General features: G+C 67.4%; 10 protein-coding genes. 5 read left to right on the forward strand and 5 right to left on the reverse strand.

The features are described from left to right. Positions 1–92: 92 nt before the first annotated feature. Complete coding sequence (locus C8J44_RS04125; protein WP_235529592.1) at positions 93–2,165, forward strand: glycoside hydrolase domain-containing protein; 2,073 nt, start codon at positions 93–95, stop codon at positions 2,163–2,165. Beyond that, positions 2,143–3,483 (forward strand): MFS transporter, encoded by a 1,341-nt coding sequence (locus C8J44_RS04130; protein ID WP_082444000.1) that lies wholly within the window; start codon positions 2,143–2,145, stop codon positions 3,481–3,483. The genes C8J44_RS04125 and C8J44_RS04130 overlap by 23 nt, the downstream gene beginning before the upstream one ends. On the opposite strand, the gene C8J44_RS04135 is transcribed toward C8J44_RS04130, so the two are convergent. Beyond that, on the reverse strand, positions 3,458–4,453 hold the full coding sequence (locus C8J44_RS04135; RefSeq protein WP_121903438.1) for a cupin-like domain-containing protein: 996 nt from the start codon (positions 4,451–4,453) through the stop codon (positions 3,458–3,460). The genes C8J44_RS04130 and C8J44_RS04135 overlap by 26 nt on opposite strands. Beyond that, entirely contained in the window at positions 4,450–5,136 is a 687-nt protein-coding gene (locus tag C8J44_RS04140) for a SapC family protein (protein ID WP_121903837.1), read from the reverse strand. The genes C8J44_RS04135 and C8J44_RS04140 overlap by 4 nt, the downstream gene beginning before the upstream one ends. 240 nt (positions 5,137–5,376) lie before the next feature. On the opposite strand from C8J44_RS04140, the gene C8J44_RS04145 reads away from it, so the two are divergent. The 3 genes from C8J44_RS04145 (at position 5,377) to C8J44_RS04155 (ending at position 11,979) form a co-directional block, all read left to right on the forward strand. Further along, on the forward strand, positions 5,377–8,376 hold the full coding sequence (locus C8J44_RS04145) for a TonB-dependent receptor (RefSeq protein ID WP_183128691.1): 3,000 nt from the start codon (positions 5,377–5,379) through the stop codon (positions 8,374–8,376). A 62-nt stretch (positions 8,377–8,438) separates the two neighbouring features. Continuing rightward, the gene (locus C8J44_RS04150) at positions 8,439–9,980 is read left to right on the forward strand and encodes a tryptophan halogenase family protein (RefSeq protein ID WP_121903439.1); all 1,542 of its coding nucleotides are present in this window, start codon (positions 8,439–8,441) and stop codon (positions 9,978–9,980) included. Between the two features lie 49 nt (positions 9,981–10,029). Continuing rightward, positions 10,030–11,979: a sialate O-acetylesterase gene (locus C8J44_RS04155; protein ID WP_121903440.1), complete on the forward strand. Its 1,950-nt coding sequence runs from the start codon at positions 10,030–10,032 to the stop codon at positions 11,977–11,979. Here C8J44_RS04155 and C8J44_RS04160 read toward each other — a convergent pair whose 3' ends face one another. The 3 genes from C8J44_RS04160 to C8J44_RS04170 are packed head-to-tail and all read right to left on the reverse strand — an operon-like array spanning position 11,980 to position 17,040. Then, a complete protein-coding gene (locus C8J44_RS04160) occupies positions 11,980–13,548 on the reverse strand; it encodes a glycoside hydrolase 43 family protein (RefSeq protein WP_259466699.1) in 1,569 nt (522 codons plus the stop codon). Between the two features lie 11 nt (positions 13,549–13,559). Further along, entirely contained in the window at positions 13,560–14,618 is a 1,059-nt protein-coding gene (locus tag C8J44_RS04165; protein ID WP_121903442.1) for an alpha/beta hydrolase family protein, read from the reverse strand. A 43-nt stretch (positions 14,619–14,661) separates the two neighbouring features. Continuing rightward, positions 14,662–17,040, reverse strand: a complete 2,379-nt coding sequence (locus C8J44_RS04170) for a glycosyl hydrolase family 95 catalytic domain-containing protein (protein WP_121903443.1) — start codon at positions 17,038–17,040, stop codon at positions 14,662–14,664. Positions 17,041–17,157: the final 117 nt, after the last annotated feature.

Consider the following 17,157-nt stretch of genomic DNA (forward strand, 5'->3'; position numbering starts at 1 on the left):
CGCGCTCCATTACGCCGACCTTTCCAATTGGGCCCCGGCCTTCGCCGGGGTGGTTACGCAAAAGGAGGGCGAGATACCCCCTCCTTCTTGGCCTGCTCCTCACCCCCGCCGCCCTCACCGCACAAGAAACCCCCGCAGACCTCGTCGATCCGTTCGTCGGCGCGCTCGCGGACTTCGGCCAACTCTCCCCCGCGGCGGTCACCCCGTTCGGGATGATGCAGCTCGGCCCCGATACCAGCCCCGCCAACCACGCGGGCTATGATCACGCAGCGACCACATTGCTCGGCTTTTCGCATACCCGCGGCGTCGGCGTGGGCTGCGGTGGTGCGGGCGGCGACCTGATGATCTCGCTGCGCTATGCCGGCAGCACCGGCGCCGCACTAATCGACAAGGCGAGCGAGACTGCACGCGCCGGGACGTACCGCGTCCGCTACGACCACGGCATCCTCGCCGAGATGGCAGCGACGCGCGGCGCAGGCGTGTTGCGTTTCACCTTGCCTCGCGCCGGCGCGGTCGATCTGCGGATCGACCCGCGACACAGCTATTCAAAGCGACTGGCAGCCAGTTGGGCGAGCCTCGCCAGCGACGACCTCCGCGCCGATCTCGAGGCCGGCACGGTCTGCGATCAGGGCGCCTATCACCTCCACACCGCCAGCCGGATCCTCGTCAACGGACGGCCGATCCACCAGACGCTGACCACCGGCGCGGGCGATCTGGCGACGCTGCACCTCACCGGCAAAGCGGGCGATGCGATCGAGATCCGCACCGGCCTGTCCACCGTCGACGCAGCCGGCGCGGCATCGGTTCGCGATAGAGAAATCGCCAGCAAGTCCCTCGCCACCGTCGCGACCGAGACGCGCGCCGCCTGGAACCGTATTCTGGGTCGTGTCGTGCTCGGCGGCTCGCGAGACCAACGCGCGCTGTTCTACACGTCGCTCTACCGCGTGATGGAAACCCCGGTCGCGATCGACGATCCCGACGGGCGGCACCGCGACAAGGACGGCACGATCCAGACTTCGCCGAAGGGCCGGACGCGCTACGCGAACTGGTCGCTATGGGACAATTACCGCACGCAGATGCCGCTGCTCGCGTTGCTCCAGCCCGAGCGCAGCGTCGACATCGCAAACTCGTTGGTCGCGCTGTACGCGGGCGGCAAGGCGCAATGGTCGACCCCGCACGAACCGTTCCTGACGGTCCGCACCGAGCATGCCGGGATCGCGCTACTCGACATGCATCGCAAGGGCATCGCGTTCGATGCGGCCGCCGCGCTGGCGGGAATGGCGGCGGACAGCGACACGCTCAAGCGCGGCACGCCGGACGAACAGATCGAGGCGGCCTATGACGATTGGGCGACCGCCGAACTGGCGCGCGATCTCGGCCGCACCGATCTCGCGCGCACCTTCACCGCTAAGGCGCAAAGCTATCGCCCAATGTGGCGATCGGTGTTCCAGACGCCGGGCGCGGACGGCGACGTGGTCAAGGCGCGCGGGCTGTATCAGGGCACGTTGTGGCAATATCGCTGGGCGCCGATCTTCGACCTGCCGTGGATGACCGCGACGGTCGGGCGCGAGCGGCTGCTGGGCGAGCTGCATCATTTCTTCGATGCCGGGTTGTTCAACATGACCAACGAGCCCGATATCCAGGTGCCGTGGATGTTTGCCGCACTAGGCCAGCCGCAGCAGACCGCCGATCTGGTCCAAACGATCCTGACGAAGCCGATCGCGCACCCCTATACCAACAGCGGCAAGCTGCCGGTGCCGTTCGTCGGTCGCAGCTTCGCGCTGTCGCCGCAGGGGTTCGCCGACGGGATGGACGACGATGCCGGCGGAATGACCGCGTGGTACGTGTTCGCGACGCTCGGCCTGTATCCGCTGGTGCCGGGCGAGCCGTGGTACGTGGTCACGACCCCTGCGTTCGATCGCGCGCAGATCGATCTCGGCAACGGACGCAGATTGACGATCCGCCGCGACGGACCGGAAGACGGTATGATAGCACGCGCCAGCCTGAACGGACGCGCCCTGCCCGACTTCCGTGTCGACCACGCCGCGTTGCTCCGCGGCGGCACGCTGACGATCACGACCCGCGCACGAGACGGACGAATTGTCCCGCAACTGCAAGACATCGGCGTTAAAGTCCCGGGCGATGGACACCGCCGCCCCCGCTAGACCGGATATCCCCGGCGATCGCAGCCCGGTGCGACGCGTACAGATGCTCGGCTATGCCAGCGGCAATTTCGGCAAGAACGTCCTCGCCTCGACGATGGACTTCTTCCTGCTGTTCATCCTGACCGAGCGCTGGGGCATATCGCCCGCGGCGGCGGGGCTGGTGGTGATGATCGGCCTCGTCTGGGACGGCGTCTGCGATCCGCTGCTCGGGCGGCTCGTCGATCGGTCCGCCGACCGGCTCGGCGCGTACCGTCGCATGCTGTTCGTCGGCGCACCGGTGGTCGGCATCTTCTTCGCGATCTTCTTCCTGCGACCGGGTGCACCGGGATCGCTCGGGCAACATGCGATCATGGTGTGGGCGATCACGATCGTGCTGCTGTTCCGCAGCGCCTATTCGGTCTGCGACGTCGCGCACAACGCGCTGATGATGCAGCTGACCCGGACGCCGGGCGCCGCGACGACGGTGTCGGGTCTGCGCTACATGTTCAGCTGCTGCGGGACGCTGGCAGTGGCGTATTGCGCGCCAGCGTTCGTCGATCCGGATCGCGACGGCGGCCACGCGCTGGTGGTCGTCGCGGGTCTTGCCGCAGTCGCCTACGTCGTCACGCTGTGGTTGTCGGCAGCCGCCGCGCCCCGATCGACTCCCATGAGCACGCATGCGCAGAATGGATCGTTCGCGTGGATCGTCGGCAACCGGCCGCTGCTCATGCTGCTCGCGCTGGCGTTGGCGCAGGCGCTGACATTGCCGGTCCTGGCGCGATCGGTCGCCTATATCGGCAAGGGCGTGATCCACGACGCGGGCTGGACGGGCCATGCACTGGCAACGTTGGCACTGGCGCAGCTCGTTACGCTGCCGGGCTGGATGGCGCTCGCCCGCCGCCGCGAACGCCGCGTGGTGCTCCGGTTCGCGTTGGTCGCGATTGCGATCGGCCTCGGCATATTCGCCGCGGGGCCGGCGACGATGATCGCGGGGATCGCGGTGTTCGGGGCAGGCAATGCCGGGTTGCAGATGATGATCTGGATCCTGCTCGCCGATGCGGTCGATCACGGCGAGCGCCGCACCGGCGTCCGCCTCGAAGGATTGCCGGTCGCGTTGCTGCTGCTGACGTTGAAGGTCGGCGGCGGCCTGAGCGGCGCATTGCTCGGTCGCGGGCTATCGGCAATCGGCTGGACCGTCGGGCAGCCGCTGGTCCAGGAGAGCCGCGACCTCCTGTTGACGATGGCGTGGTCGATTCCGCTGGTCGGCGCGCTGGCGGGGCTCGCCATCGTGCTCGGGTCGACACCCGCGCGGCTCAACCGCCCCGCAGCAATCGCATGACGAGCGCCCGAATGCGGCCCTGATTTTCCTTCGTCGCGGCCAATACGCCATGCCGCTCCGGGGGCAGGAACGCGAGCGGATGGCCGTCTGGACGAAAGACGTAGTGATCGAACCACGCGCGCCACGCTGCGCGCTCGGCCGGCGGACGCTCGGCGATCGCGGTGAGCGCCAGCAGCATCGCGGTATAGGGTTGGTCCGGGCCGGCCGCGAACCCGTCCCACCAGAAATTGACGAGAACGTTGACGTCGCCTGTCGCCTCGACCTGGTGCCACCAGAGCTTGGGTACGTACAGCGCATCGCCCGGCTCCAGATCGAACACGCGCGCGCGGTGTCTGGCCTGCTCGAAGCGGGGGAAGCGCGGATCGCCCGGCGCGCTGCCGACCGCCAGCGCGATCGGCTGGCCCGCCAGCGTATGATCGATCGGCCCGACATAGAGATCGCCGATGGCGTCGGGCGGAAACAGCGTGAAGCGTCGACGCCCGGCCGCAACGCACGCAACATTGTCCATCGTGTCGTAATGGCAGGCGACGGTCGAGGCGTGGCCGATCCATATCCGCGGCAGCACCTCGGGCGGGACGAACGGCAGCCGGGTCATCTGCTCGACGCCGGGAAAGAACGTCTCCGCGGTCAGCGATCCCATGTACATGCTGGGGTGCCCCGGCTCGGCCGCGGTGTCGAGTATCCGCGTCAGCGCGTCGCGAAACGGCATCGTCGACCGGGTGAAGTTGAAGCCCGCCATCGTCGCGTCGTAATGATAGCGCGCACCGATCGCCGGCTCGCCGACGAACACCTCCGCAGAGCCTCCCGTCTCCAGCCGCAGCAACTGATCGGCGACCCCCTGCACCCCGTCCCCGGCCAGAAGCGGCCACGCGCGCGCCGCGCCGCGCATCAGCACCGGCTGACCCGGCGTCATGATCTGCGCGCGAAACCGCTCGGGATCGGTCAGCGCCTCGGCGAGCGTATCGCTCATGCGCGTCCGTCCGACAGTCGCGCGTTGCGGATCCGGCCAAGCGTCCGGATATGGCGAAGCGAGCCGGTCTGCGCATAGGCAAGTTGCAGATCGCCCGCGCGGAAGAGGTCGAGCACCGCGGCATCGGGCAAGGCGTGGAGCGCGTCGAGGCTGATCGTGTACAGTCCCTCGAGCCGGAGCCGATTGCCGTCGTCGAAATCGAGCGTGACGTCGATCGGCTCCAACAGGCCGTGCCCCAGGAACCGCTTGATCGCGTCATCGGTCGCCGGGATGCCTTCCTGCAGCGTATGCAGCGCCTGTTGCACGCGCTTCAATGCCAGCGTGGGCTCTCCATCACTGTCGAACACTGCCTCACCCCGAGCGCCCGCGAAGCCGGCATACTCGCGGTCGATCACAATCTGGCCGTCGTTGACGAAGAACCCCTGGCGTTCGAGATCGGCGGGGCGGTAGTCGGGCAACGCGCCGTCGACGGTCAACAGATTGTCGCCTGGCTCCAGTCCCATCACCACCCCGGCATAAAACGCGCCCGTCTCGGGATGCTTGGTGAACAGGATCGGGTAATAGGGTGCGGCGCGCGGAAACTCGTCGGCGACGATCTGCGCGAAATGCCAGGTCGCGTCGCAGGCGCGCGACACGCGCAGCGCGGCATGCTGTTCGCGGTTCAACATTTCCCATGTCGGCATCCGATCCTCCTGCGCGCGCGACTTTGGTTCGCACGTCTGCGGTCCGAACTCGCACACCCGAATACCCTTGCAAAGGGCCTTTGCATCCACTCCTACAAGAGCTTGCAATGGTTGCGACTTGGCGTATTGTGAGCGCTACCGTGATGGTGTGGGTCGGGCATCCGACTCAATGCATCGCGCAAGATATTGCCGGATAGCCCCTCGATAAGGGGCACGCGGCGTCGTTGAGGGGATGTTGAAATGACTCTGGATACCCGTTCGATATTCGGCGACCGCGGACGTGCGCGTCGGGCCCGCGCGCTGGCGTGCGCGAGCAGCATGGCCGCGCTCGCCTGGGCATCGCCCGCGCTGGCGCAGGACCAGACCAATCTTCAGAATGCGACGACCGATCGCCCTGCCGCCGTGCAGCCTGCCGTACCCGCCACCGCCAACACGACGACTGCGACCGAAGCCGGCCAGCCGCAGGATCTCGCGACCGCGCAGGACGCGTCGCAGGGTAACACCACGGGCGACGACATCGTCGTGGTCGGTCTGCGCGGATCGCTCCAGCGCAACCTCGACCTCAAGCGTACTTCGTCGGGCATCGTCGACGTCATCTCTGCCGAAGACATCGGCAAGTTCCCCGACTCTAACGTCGCCGCCTCGCTTCAGCGCCTGCCTGGCGTCTCGATCCAGCGCTCGGGATCGCGCGGCGAACCGACCGGGATCACGGTCCGCGGCTTCGGCGGCGATTTCAACACGACGCTCTACGATGGTCGCCGCATTTCATCCGCGACCGGCGGTCGCCAGATCGACTTCAGCACCGTCGGCGTCGATTTCATCGGCCAGCTGAGCGTGCTCAAGACCCCCGACGTCTCGCTCGCGTCGAGCTCGATCGGCGCGACCGTCAACATCGCCTTCCCGAATCCGTTCGATCACCCCGGTTTCCGTGTCGCGACGACCGCGTCGGGCTCGATCCAGGATCGCTCGGGCAGGATCGTGCCGACCGGCGGTCTGCTGGTCAGCACCACCACCGCCGACGGCAAGTTCGGCGTGTTGGCGGACGTCATCTACACCCGTCGTGATACCGATACCAATCGCGTCTATGTCTCGGGTTGGCCGGGCGGCAATTTCGCCCCCTGTCAGCTGACCGCGGCGTGCACGACCGCGCAGGCGGCGAACAAGACGTTGCCCGGCTGGTTCCCGCAGCAATATGGCGCGGAGCAGCAGCGCGTGCAGGACGAGCGCGTCGATGCGCGCATCTCGCTGCAATATCATCCAACCGACGATCTGATGGTGACGCTCGACAATAATTTCTCGCGTCAGACCATCACGCAGGAGAATTACGCGTTCGGCGTCTGGTTCAACCAGGGCGATCTGCGCAACGTGACGCTCGACAAGAATGGCACCGCGACCGACTTCACGCAGGTCGGCACGCCGACCGACTTCACCGCCGCGCTCAACAAGCAGATCCTCCAGACCAACCAGACCGGTCTCAACGTCAAGTACGACGCGACCGAGAACCTCACGCTCGAAGCCGATGGTGCCTATGCCAAGAGCTGGCTGAACCCGGGCAACGTGATCGGCAGCCGCAACGGCGACATCGGGTATGGCGGTAATCTGGGCAATACGCTGCGATTCAACGTCGATGGCGACAGCAAGAATTCCTTCCCGTCGATCAGCAATTTCGGTCCCGCCGGCGATGCCGCGAACTGGGCCAATCCCGCGCTGATCGGCTCGCACGTCACGGTCAACCAGACGCAGCACAATACCGATCAGCTGTTCCAGTTTCGTGGCAACGCCACCTGGAAGCAGGATAATCTGACGCTGAAGGCGGGTGGCCAATATTACCAGGACACCTTCAACTTCCGCAACCAGAGCACGTTCACGAACAATTTCTGGCAGGCCTATGCCGGCTATGGCGGGCCATCGGGTCGCGACACCGGGATTTCGCCGCTGCCGGCCAATCTGTATAGGGGCTCGGTCAGCCTCAACAACTTCATCCCCGGGTTCAACGGCAGCCTGCCGCCGTCGGTGTTCGTGTTCAGCCCGGTCGCGTATCAGAATTACCTGAGCAGCCTCGGCAATCCGCAGACGCAGAACATCCCGGGCTATAATTATGCCGGCGTGAATGGCTTTACCGGCGCGTTCGACGAGGCGGTCGATCCAGGCAGCGTCCTGCGCGTCCAGGAAAAGACGTGGTCGCTCTATGTCAGCGCCAACTTCAAGACCGAAGTCGGCGGCCTGCCGTTCACCTTCAACGCGGGCGTCCGCAACGAGGTGACCAATCTCAACGCGACCGGTCAGGGACGACTGCCGACCTCGATCGTCACGAGCGCGGCGGATCCGACGCTGCTCAGCATCCCGACCTACACCGAGATCCAGGCGGTCAATAACAAGAGCTCGTATTCCTACCTGTTGCCAAGCGTCGACATGAAGCTCGAGTTGACTGACAAGCTGGTACTGCGGGCGGATGCGTCGCGGACGCTGACCCGTCCGGCACTGAACCTGCTGACGCCGGTCCTCAACGTCGGCAACGGCCAGCGCGTCGGAGCCTTGTCGGCGGCGGGCGGCAACCCGAACTTGAAACCGTATCTCGCGGACAATTTCGATCTGGGTGCGGAATGGTATTATCGCCGCAACTCGTATCTGTCGGTCAACTTCTTCCTGAAGAACGTCAGCAACTTCATTATCGGCGGCGTGACGCGGCAGACGATCAACGGGGTGGTCGATCCGACCACCGGCCAGCCCGCATCGTTCGCGGTATCGCAGCAGGTCAACGGTCCCGACGCGACCGTCCGCGGCGTCGAGCTGGCGTGGCAGCAGGTGTTCGGCGACACCGGCTTCGGCTTCCAGGCCAATGCGACGTTCGTGAACACCAACCGTCCGTACGACGACAAGAACATCTCGCAGACCGGCTTCGCGGTGACCGGCCTTGCCAATTCGGCGAACTTCGTCGGCTTCTACGACAAGAGCGGGTTCCAGTTCCGTGCGGCGGCCAACTGGCGCGACAAGTATCTCCTCCAGTTCGGGCAGAACCAGAATACCGGTTCGTTCGGTGCCGAGCCGACCTTCGTCAACCAGAGCTTCCAGGTCGATCTGACGAGCAGCTACGACATCACCAAGAACTTCAGCATTTTCGGTGAGGCGCTCAACGTCAACAACAATCAGCAGAGCACGCATGGTCGCTACAGCAACCAGCTGCTCGACGTGTTCGATTACGGTCGCCGCTACACGCTGGGCGCGCGCTTCCGCTTCTGAGCTCTCCCCCCTGGCGGAGCATGACGATGTTGTGCTCCGCCATTTTTCGAATACGCTGACCCATGCACCAGATCAGAAACATCGTCATCGTCGGAGGGGGCACGGCCGGCTGGCTGACGGCGGGCGTGATCGCCGCGCGGCACAAGGGTCAGCGCGAGCACGGCTTCACCGTGACGCTGGTCGAATCGCCCAACATTCCGACCATCGGCGTCGGCGAAGGCACGTGGCCGACGCTGCGGGCCACGCTGCGCAAGATGGGCGTGTCGGAAACCGAGCTGTTCCGCCACTGCAACGCCGCGTTCAAACAGGGCGCGCGGTTCAATCGCTGGACGACCGGCGCGGTCGACGACGGCTATTACCACCCGCTGATGCTGCCACAGCAGTTCGGCTCGCTGAACCTCGCCCCGCACTGGCTGGCCGAGGACGGCGCCGACAGCTTCTGCGACGCGGTCACCCCGCAGGGACGGATCTGCGACGAGGGCCTTGCGCCAAAAACGATGGCGACGCCCGAGTTCGACGGGGTGGCGAACTACGCCTATCACCTCGACGCGGGGAAATTCTCGCATTTCCTGCAACGCCATTGCTGCGACACGCTCGGCGTCCGGCACGTGCTGGCCGATGTCACCGACGTCATCCTCGACGAGACCGGCGATATCGCGCGCGTCGAGACCGCACAGGGCGTGTCGATCGAGGGCGACCTGTTCGTCGACTGCACCGGGTTTGCCGCCAAGCTGATCGGCGAAGCGATGGGCGTGCCGTTCCGCAGCTGCGCCGATACGCTGTTCTGCGACACCGCGCTCGCCGTGCAACTGCCGTACGAGCGCCCCGACGACCCGATCGCCAGCCACACCATCTCGACCGCGCAATCGGCCGGCTGGATCTGGGATATCGGCCTGCCCCACCGCCGCGGCGTCGGGCACGTCTTCTCCAGCAGCCATATCGACGTCGACGCCGCAGAGCAGGAACTGCGCGCGTATATCGGCCCGGCAGGGAAAGACCTGCCCGTCCGGAAACTCTCGATCCGCGCCGGCCACCGCGAAACGTTCTGGAAGGGCAATTGCGTCGCGGTGGGGCTCGCGGCCGGGTTCCTCGAACCGCTCGAGGCGTCGGCGATCGTCCTGATCGAACTGTCCGCCAAGATGATCGCCGAGCAGATGCCCGTCTGTCGCGAGGTAATGGACGTCGTCGCCAACCGCTTCAACGCGACGACCCAGTATCGCTGGGGCCGGATCATCGATTTCCTCAAGCTGCATTATACGCTGACCAAGCGCACCGACACCGACTTCTGGCGCGACAATGTGCGGCCGGAGTCGATCCCCGACCGGCTGCGCGGGCTGATGGAGCTGTGGCAATACCAGTCGCCGTGGATCCATGACGAGTTCGATCGCGCCGAAGAGGTCTTTCCGTCGGCCAGCTATCAATATGTGCTCTACGGCATGGGCGCGCGTACCGCGGTGATGCCCGGCACGATCGAGGCGGACGCCGAACTGGCACGGCGTGCGCGGCGCGAGAACAACGTCCAGACGCAGCGCATGATGAGCAGCCTGCCCGGTCACCGCGACTTGATCGACCGCATCGTCAAGCACGGGCTTCAGCCGATCTGAGCCGCCCCGTCGATCCCTGTTCGATCCGAACCCCAAGGAAAACGATCCGATGAAGACCGCCCTGCGCCTCGCGCTCTACGCCGCTATCGCCGGTGCGGCCTCCCCGGCCTTGGCCGCGCCGCGTCTCGATGGCGTGCTCAGCGATCATGCGGTGATCCAGCGCAGCCAGCCGATCGTGCTGAGCGGCGATGCGGCAGCGGGTGAGACGATCCTGATCGCGCTCGCCGGGCGCACCGTGACGACCAAGGCAGGGCGCGACGGCCGGTTCGAGGCGCGCCTGCCCGCGCTGCCCGCAGGTGGCCCCTACGACCTGACGATCGCGGCGAACAGCGGTGCCGCGGTGGTGCGCGATCTCCTGATCGGCGACGTCTTCCTCTGCTCGGGCCAGAGCAACATGGAGCTGGCGGTCGAGAACGCGCAGACGCTGTTCCCCGACGCGCATCCGGCGGTCGACGATCAGCTGCGGCTGTTGACCGTGGCCAAGGTCTCCGCGGCAAGCCCCGTCGCGCGCTTCGCCGAGCAACCGCGCTGGGCAGCAGCGGGGCCGGCGACCGTGCCGACCTTCTCCGCGGCGTGTTTCTACATGGTGCAGGCGCTGCGGCGCACCGCCAAGGTGCCGATCGGCGCGATCCATTCGAGCTGGGGCGGATCGCGGATCAGCGCGTGGCTGAGCGACTCCGCGTTGCGCAAGGCAGGCCTCGGCGCCGAGGCCGATCTGCTAGCCTTGTACGCGCGCGATCCCGCTGCCGCCGACCGCAAGGCGTCGACGATCTGGGAAAGCTGGTGGCGCGCCGGATCGGGCGACGCGGTGGGCCGCGAACCGTGGCAGCCGGCAGCCGCACTCGACTGGAAGCCGGTGCCGGCAATGACCAATTTCGAAACCTGGGGCGTGCCCGAACTCGCCGACTATAACGGTATGATCTGGTATCAGCGGACGGTCGAGGTCACCGCGGCGCAGGCGCGCGGACCGGCGATCCTGTCGCTCGGCACGATCGACGATGCCGACCGGACCTGGGTCAACGGCCAGGGCGTCGGTGGCAGCAGCCTCGCCAGCAAGGCGCGCGTCTACACGCTGCCGGTCGGCACGCTGAAGCCCGGCAGCAACGTCATCACCGTCAACGACGACGACGTCTACGCGTTCGGCGGGATGACCGGCCCCGCCGAGGCGATGCGCGTGACCTTCGCCGACGGCAGCAGCACCGCGCTCGGCAGCGGCTGGCGCTATGCGATCGCCAAGCGGCTCGATGGCGCGGCACCGCGCGTGCCGTGGGACGACATCAACGGCGACGGCACGCTGTACAACGCGATGATCGCGCCGCTGGCGTCGACCAAGCTTGCCGGCATCGCCTGGTATCAGGGGGAATCGGACACCGGCATCCCCGGCTACGACCGCCGCCTCGCCGCACTGATCGCGGACTGGCGCACGCGGTTCGGCACGCCCGGGACGGGGTTCGGAATCGTCCAGCTCGCGAACTACGGCAAGCCGACCAGCGTGCCGAGCGACAGCGGCTGGGGCTATGTCCGCGATGCGCAGCGCCGCGTCGCCGCCGCTGACCGCCATGCCGGGATCGCGGTCACACTCGACATCGGCGATGCGCTCGACATCCATCCCGGCGAGAAGCACGAGGTCGGGCAACGCCTCGCGAAGGTCATGCGGTCGGCGGTCTATGGCGCGCCCGGCGGTCCGTCGGGTCCCGCCATCGCCGCAGCCGAGACCGGTGCCGATGGCGGCATCGCGCTGCGCTTCGGCGACGTGACCGGTGCGCTCCACGCACGCGGTGCGAACCAGGCGATCGGGTTCGAACTGTGCGACGCCGCGCCGGGCACCTGCCGCTATGCTGCGGGCAGCGTCGCCGGCACCACCGTGACGCTCCCGGGCGACGGCAAGCCCGTCACCCGGGTCCGCTATGCCTGGGCGGATGCGCCATCGGTGAACCTGTCCGACGACGCGATGTTGCCGGTCGGCACGTTCGAGATCCCCGTCGCGCCGCGGCGATGATTACCGTGGCGGCGCGTTTCGGAACTTGAACGTCGCTCGGGGTTCGAGCGCGCCCAGCGTGAACGAGTCGACGTCGAGCCAGCCCCTGCTGGGGCCCGGCGCGTAGCAGAACAGCGCGAACTGCTCGCCCTGGAACGTCCCCGTCCGCCACGCGAAGGCGAGCGGGAAGTCGCCGCCGAGCCCGGTCCAGCGGCGGCCGTCGAGACTATACGCGACGCGGGCACGATCGATCGTGAAATCCATCTCGGTGCGCAACCACAGCGCGCGGCCAGCGCCGACCACGCTGCGACCGCGCGTTTCGGTACGTGCGCCGTCGACCGTGTCTTCGGTCACCTCCATCGCTACCGAGGCCGTGCCGCCGGCGTCGCGCTCGATCGTCAGGTTGCCGCTATATTGCCCCAGCGTCCCGAACCCGCATCGGTCGCCCGGCGCGAGATGGCCGATATCCAGCTTCACCTCGGCGCGGCTGGCGGGCCCCTGCCCTTTCTGCGTCAGCGTGTTGCGCGCCGACCAGAAGCGTGGCGCGATCGTCGGTTTCAGCCGTAACCAGCCCGGCCGCGCGGTCAGCGACCAGCGCCTCGAGTCCGGATTATGGTTCCACTGCCATTGCAGGCCGAGACGCGGACCCGCGAAATTATCGGAGCTCGCCGGCTCGGCGAACGGAAACCCGGCGATCGGCTTTTGCGCGATCCGGGGTACGCGACCGGGCGCGTCCGCGGTGCCCCACACCGGCCAGTCGTCGCGCCAGAATACCGGGCTGAGATTGGTCATCCGGCCGACCGCGCCGCTATCCTCCATGACGAACCCGAACCAGCGGCCGTCGGGCAGGTCGACCAGCGCGCCCTGATGCCCGCCGGTCGTGTCGTCGATCTGGTCGCGCGTCTCCCACGGTCCGAACAGGCTGCGCGACCGCGACACCGTCAGCCCGAGCCGCGGCGGCAACGCGTTGAACAGATAGTAATACGCACCGCGGCGGATGATCTTCGAGCCCTCCGCGCCCTTGATGTAATGGATTTTGCGCGCATCGGTGACGTGCGCCAGCTCCTTGTCGAGCGTGAGCAGCGTGATCGTGCCGTCGGCGGTCGAAGCGGTGGCGACATACGCGCGCCCGTCGGGCTCGATGAACAGCCCCGGATCGAACGCTTCGCGTTCCAGTTCGTGATAGCGCCACGGCCCGCGCACGTCCTTGGCGTACCAGATCCGCGTCTTCTGCCCGACCGGCGTATTGGCGAGATAATAGGTGCCCGCGTGATAGCGTAACGACGAGGCGTACAGCCCGTGCCGGTACGCGTTGCCGCCCTTCAGATCATATTCCGGCTTGCCCTCGAGCCGATCGACGAGGTGCGAGGCGAGCGTCCAGTTGACCAGATCGCGGCTGTGCAGGATCGTGATCCCCGGCACGTTGGCGAACGTCGTCGTCGCGAAATAATAGTCGCGGCCGACGCGGATGATGTCGGGATCGGGATAGTCCGCGAACAACACCGGATTGCGGAAAGTCCCGTTGCCCTGATCCGACCGCCAGACCTGCGCTGACGCAGGAATCGCCAGCAGCGCGAGCGCCGCGATCAACGCCCCGCCCCTCATCGTGCGAACGCCAGGCTGCGCGAGAAGAACGGGATCATCACGTCTTGGACGCGGCCCGCGACACCACTGGTATGGTCGCCGGGATAGACCGCGAACTGGTTGGCGATGCCGTAGCGGTCGAGCCCCTCGTGCAGTGCGATCGCATCTCCCTTCAGCCCGTCGCGGTCACCGACATCAAGCCCGATCGCGGCATAGCGCCGCAGGTTACCGACATATTGATCGAGCATCGACAGCGGTGCGTTGGCTGCCCAGCGCGCGATCACGTCGGGCTGCGCGACGCCGTCCTTGATCGGCAAATCGAGGAACAGCGGCGGCGCCTTCGGGTTCGGCGACCACGCCGCCGCGGTCGCGAGTTGCGCGCGCAATCCCCACGACAGGCCTGCGCTTTCGGTCGGCGAGCGCAGCGCCCGCAACGTCTTCTCCGCCGCCGCGTCGGGCGTGCCGAGCGCGCGTATCGACAGGCAGCACGGGCTCATCATGTAGAGAGCGCCGAAGACGTCGGGGTGCTTCATGCCGATCCGCGCGGTGCCGTAGCCGCCCATCGAATGCCCCGCGAGCCCGCGGCTGCGGCGGTCCGCCAGCGTCCGGTAATGCGCGTCGACATAGCCGACGAGATCGTGCGCGATGAACTGCTCGAAGTCGCCGACCGTCACCGAACTCGCATAGAACGAGCCGTTGTGGATCGTCTTGCTGTCGGGCAGCACGACGATCATCTCGCGCGCGCCCTTCGCGAACGCGCCTTCGATCGTCTGCGGGACGTGGATTTCCTTCGCCCATTGCTCGGCGCCGATCGAATAGCCGTGCAGCGCGTAGACCACCGGATAGCGGCGTGTCGGGGTGCTGCGATAACTCGGCGGCAGCATCACCAGCACCACGCGATCGGCGCTGTTGCCTTCGAGATTGCCCTCGATCGCGCGCGAGTGGACGGTGATCCGCTCGACCGTCACCGGCTTGGCACCCGCGACCGGCGGCGGCGTGGTGGTCGCGACCTGCGCATGCGCCGCGCCGGATATCGCCAGCCCGAAGGAGAGCACGGCCATCAGGAATTTCGTCATGGGTGCGATTCCTCGAAGGGCGGAGAAGATGGGCATGTGGCGGTCATGCCTGCGTCAGTCCGGCACCGCGCAGCCTGACGCTACGCCCCGGCACCAGCGTCACGTCGACGGTGCGGTCGCCCAGCCGGATCCGGAGGCGTCCGTGGATCGTGGAACGGAGAACCGCTTCGGTCAGCGTGCCGCGCTCCCACCGCACGTCCACCACGCATGCTCCGCGTGCGCGCAAGCCGGTGATCGCCCCGGTCGGCCACGCGCGCGGCAATGCCGGGAGCAGCAGGATCTCGTCGCCACGGCTCTGCATCAGCATCTCCGCGATCGCGCGCGTGCCACCGAAATTGCCGTCGATCTGGAACGGCGGATGCGCGTCGAACAAATTGGGATAGGTGCGCGCGGGGCCGAGCAGATAGGCGAGGATACGGTGCGCGTGCTCGCCGTCGCGCAGCCGCGCCCACAAATTCGCGCGCCATGCGGTCGCCCAGCCGGTCGATTCGTCGCCGCGGATCTCGAGCGAACGCCGTGCCGCGTTGGCCAGCGCGGGCGTCGCGTCGAGATCGATCTGCTCGCTCGGGAACAGGCCGTAGAGATGCGAGACGTGGCGATGGCGCTGTTCTGGCGCGTCTGCATCCCAGTCGGCCTGCCATTCCTGCAACTGGCCGCCGCGACCGATCCTGTCGGGCGCCAGCCGCGCACGGGCCGCCGCCAGCTGCGCGACGAACGCCGCGTCGGTGCCGAGCAACGTCGCCGCCCTGCCGGTCTGGTCGAACAAGTCGCGCAGGATCTGCATATCCATCGCCGGCCCCGCGCAGATCGATGCGCCCTTCGGATGCACGTTCTCGGGCGACAGCGACGGATTGGTGACCAGCGCGCCGGTCTTCGGATCGGTCTGAAGCGTGTCGAGGAAGAACAGCGCCGCGCCGTGCAGCAGCGGGTAGATCGACCGCAGGAAGCCGAGATCGCGACTATAGTCGTAATGGTCCCACAGATGCGTGCACAGCCACGCGCCGCCGGTCGGCCACAGCCCCCATTGCGCGCCATCGATCGGCGCAGTCGCGCGCCACAGATCGGTGTTGTGATGACCCACCCAGCCGCGCGCGCCGTACATCGTCTTCGCCGTCCGCGCGCCGGTGACCGCCAGCTCGCGCACCATCTGCACCAGCGGCGCGACGCATTCGGGCAGCGCAGTGACCTCGGCCGGCCAGTAATTCATCTCGGTATTGATGTTGACGGTATATTTCGACTCCCAGGGCGGGCTGGTCTCCGCGTTCCAAATCCCCTGGAGGTTGGCCGGCTGACTTCCCGGTCGCGACGACGCGATCAGCAAATAGCGTCCGTAATTGAAATACAGCGTGGCGAGCGCAGGGTCGGCCGCGGCGCGATCGGCCAGCACCCGCTCGTCGGTCGGCCGATCGACGATCGCGGTCCGGCCGAGGTCCAGCCTCACCCGCCGAAACAGCGCGCGGTGCGCCGCGGTCGCGTCCGATCGCAGCCGAGCGAAGCCGCGCCGCGCCGCGCCCTCGACCGCCGCCAGCGTCGCCGCGTCGGGATCGCCGCCGACATCGTCGAACCGGCGATAGCTCGTCCCCATCGCGACCAGCAGCGTGACCGACCGGGCGCCGGTGACGCGCAGTCGCTCGCCGTCCGCCGCCACCCTGCCGCCGTCTGCCACGACCCGCACGCGCGCCGCGAACCGCAATCTGCCCGCAACGCCAGCCCGCGCGGCGTTGCGACCGGTCAGCGTCAGCATCCCCCCCGCCGCGACGACACCCGCGTCCGGTTGCGGCGACGTCAGCCCGACCAGCAGGTCGAACGGTCGGTCGCCGGTCATGTGCACTGCGATCACCTGCTCCCCCGGCGATGCGAAGATCTCACGCCGGAACCGCGTCCCGCCGAGCGTGAAGCTGGTCGTCGCGATCGCCGCATCGAGATCGAGCTCGCGGGTATAGGCGCTCGCCTCTCCCGCTACACCCGGCAGCTCGAGCAGCAGGTCGCCGACCGGCTGATACGCCATCTGCGTCTTCGGCACGCCCATCAGCCGCCCATTGGCGAGCGTCTGCGCCTCCGCGAACGCACCCGCCTCGATCAGCCGCCGCACCTCGGGCAGCGCCGCCCGCGCGTCCGGGTTGACCGGGTCGTATGGCCCGCCGGACCACAACGTGTCCTCGTTCAGCTGCAACCGCTCGCGCGTCGTGCCGCCGAACACCATCGCACCGAGCCGCCCGTTGCCAACCGGCAGCGCTTCGGTCCAGACCTTGGCCGGCTGCCGATACCATAACCGCGTTTCACCCGGCGCGGACATTGCCGCCTCAGCCGCCCTTGGCAGCGCCAATGCCGGCACGGCCAGCGCGACGGTAGCTCCCACGCCTTCAAGCAATTCGCGACGCGACGGCGATGCGTGCGGTCCCTTGGCGGACAGTTCGGTCATCCTTCTCCCTTCCGCGATCATCACGAGCGGATCTGCGGAAGACCGGACCCTGTCCGACACTCGCCACGCCGCCCGTTGCACCTGCGTTGGGACGGAGCGTAACTTGGTACCGGTATC

The organism is Sphingomonas sp. PP-CE-3A-406 (assembly GCF_003688625.1).
Taxonomy (GTDB): Bacteria; Pseudomonadota; Alphaproteobacteria; order Sphingomonadales; family Sphingomonadaceae; genus Sphingomonas.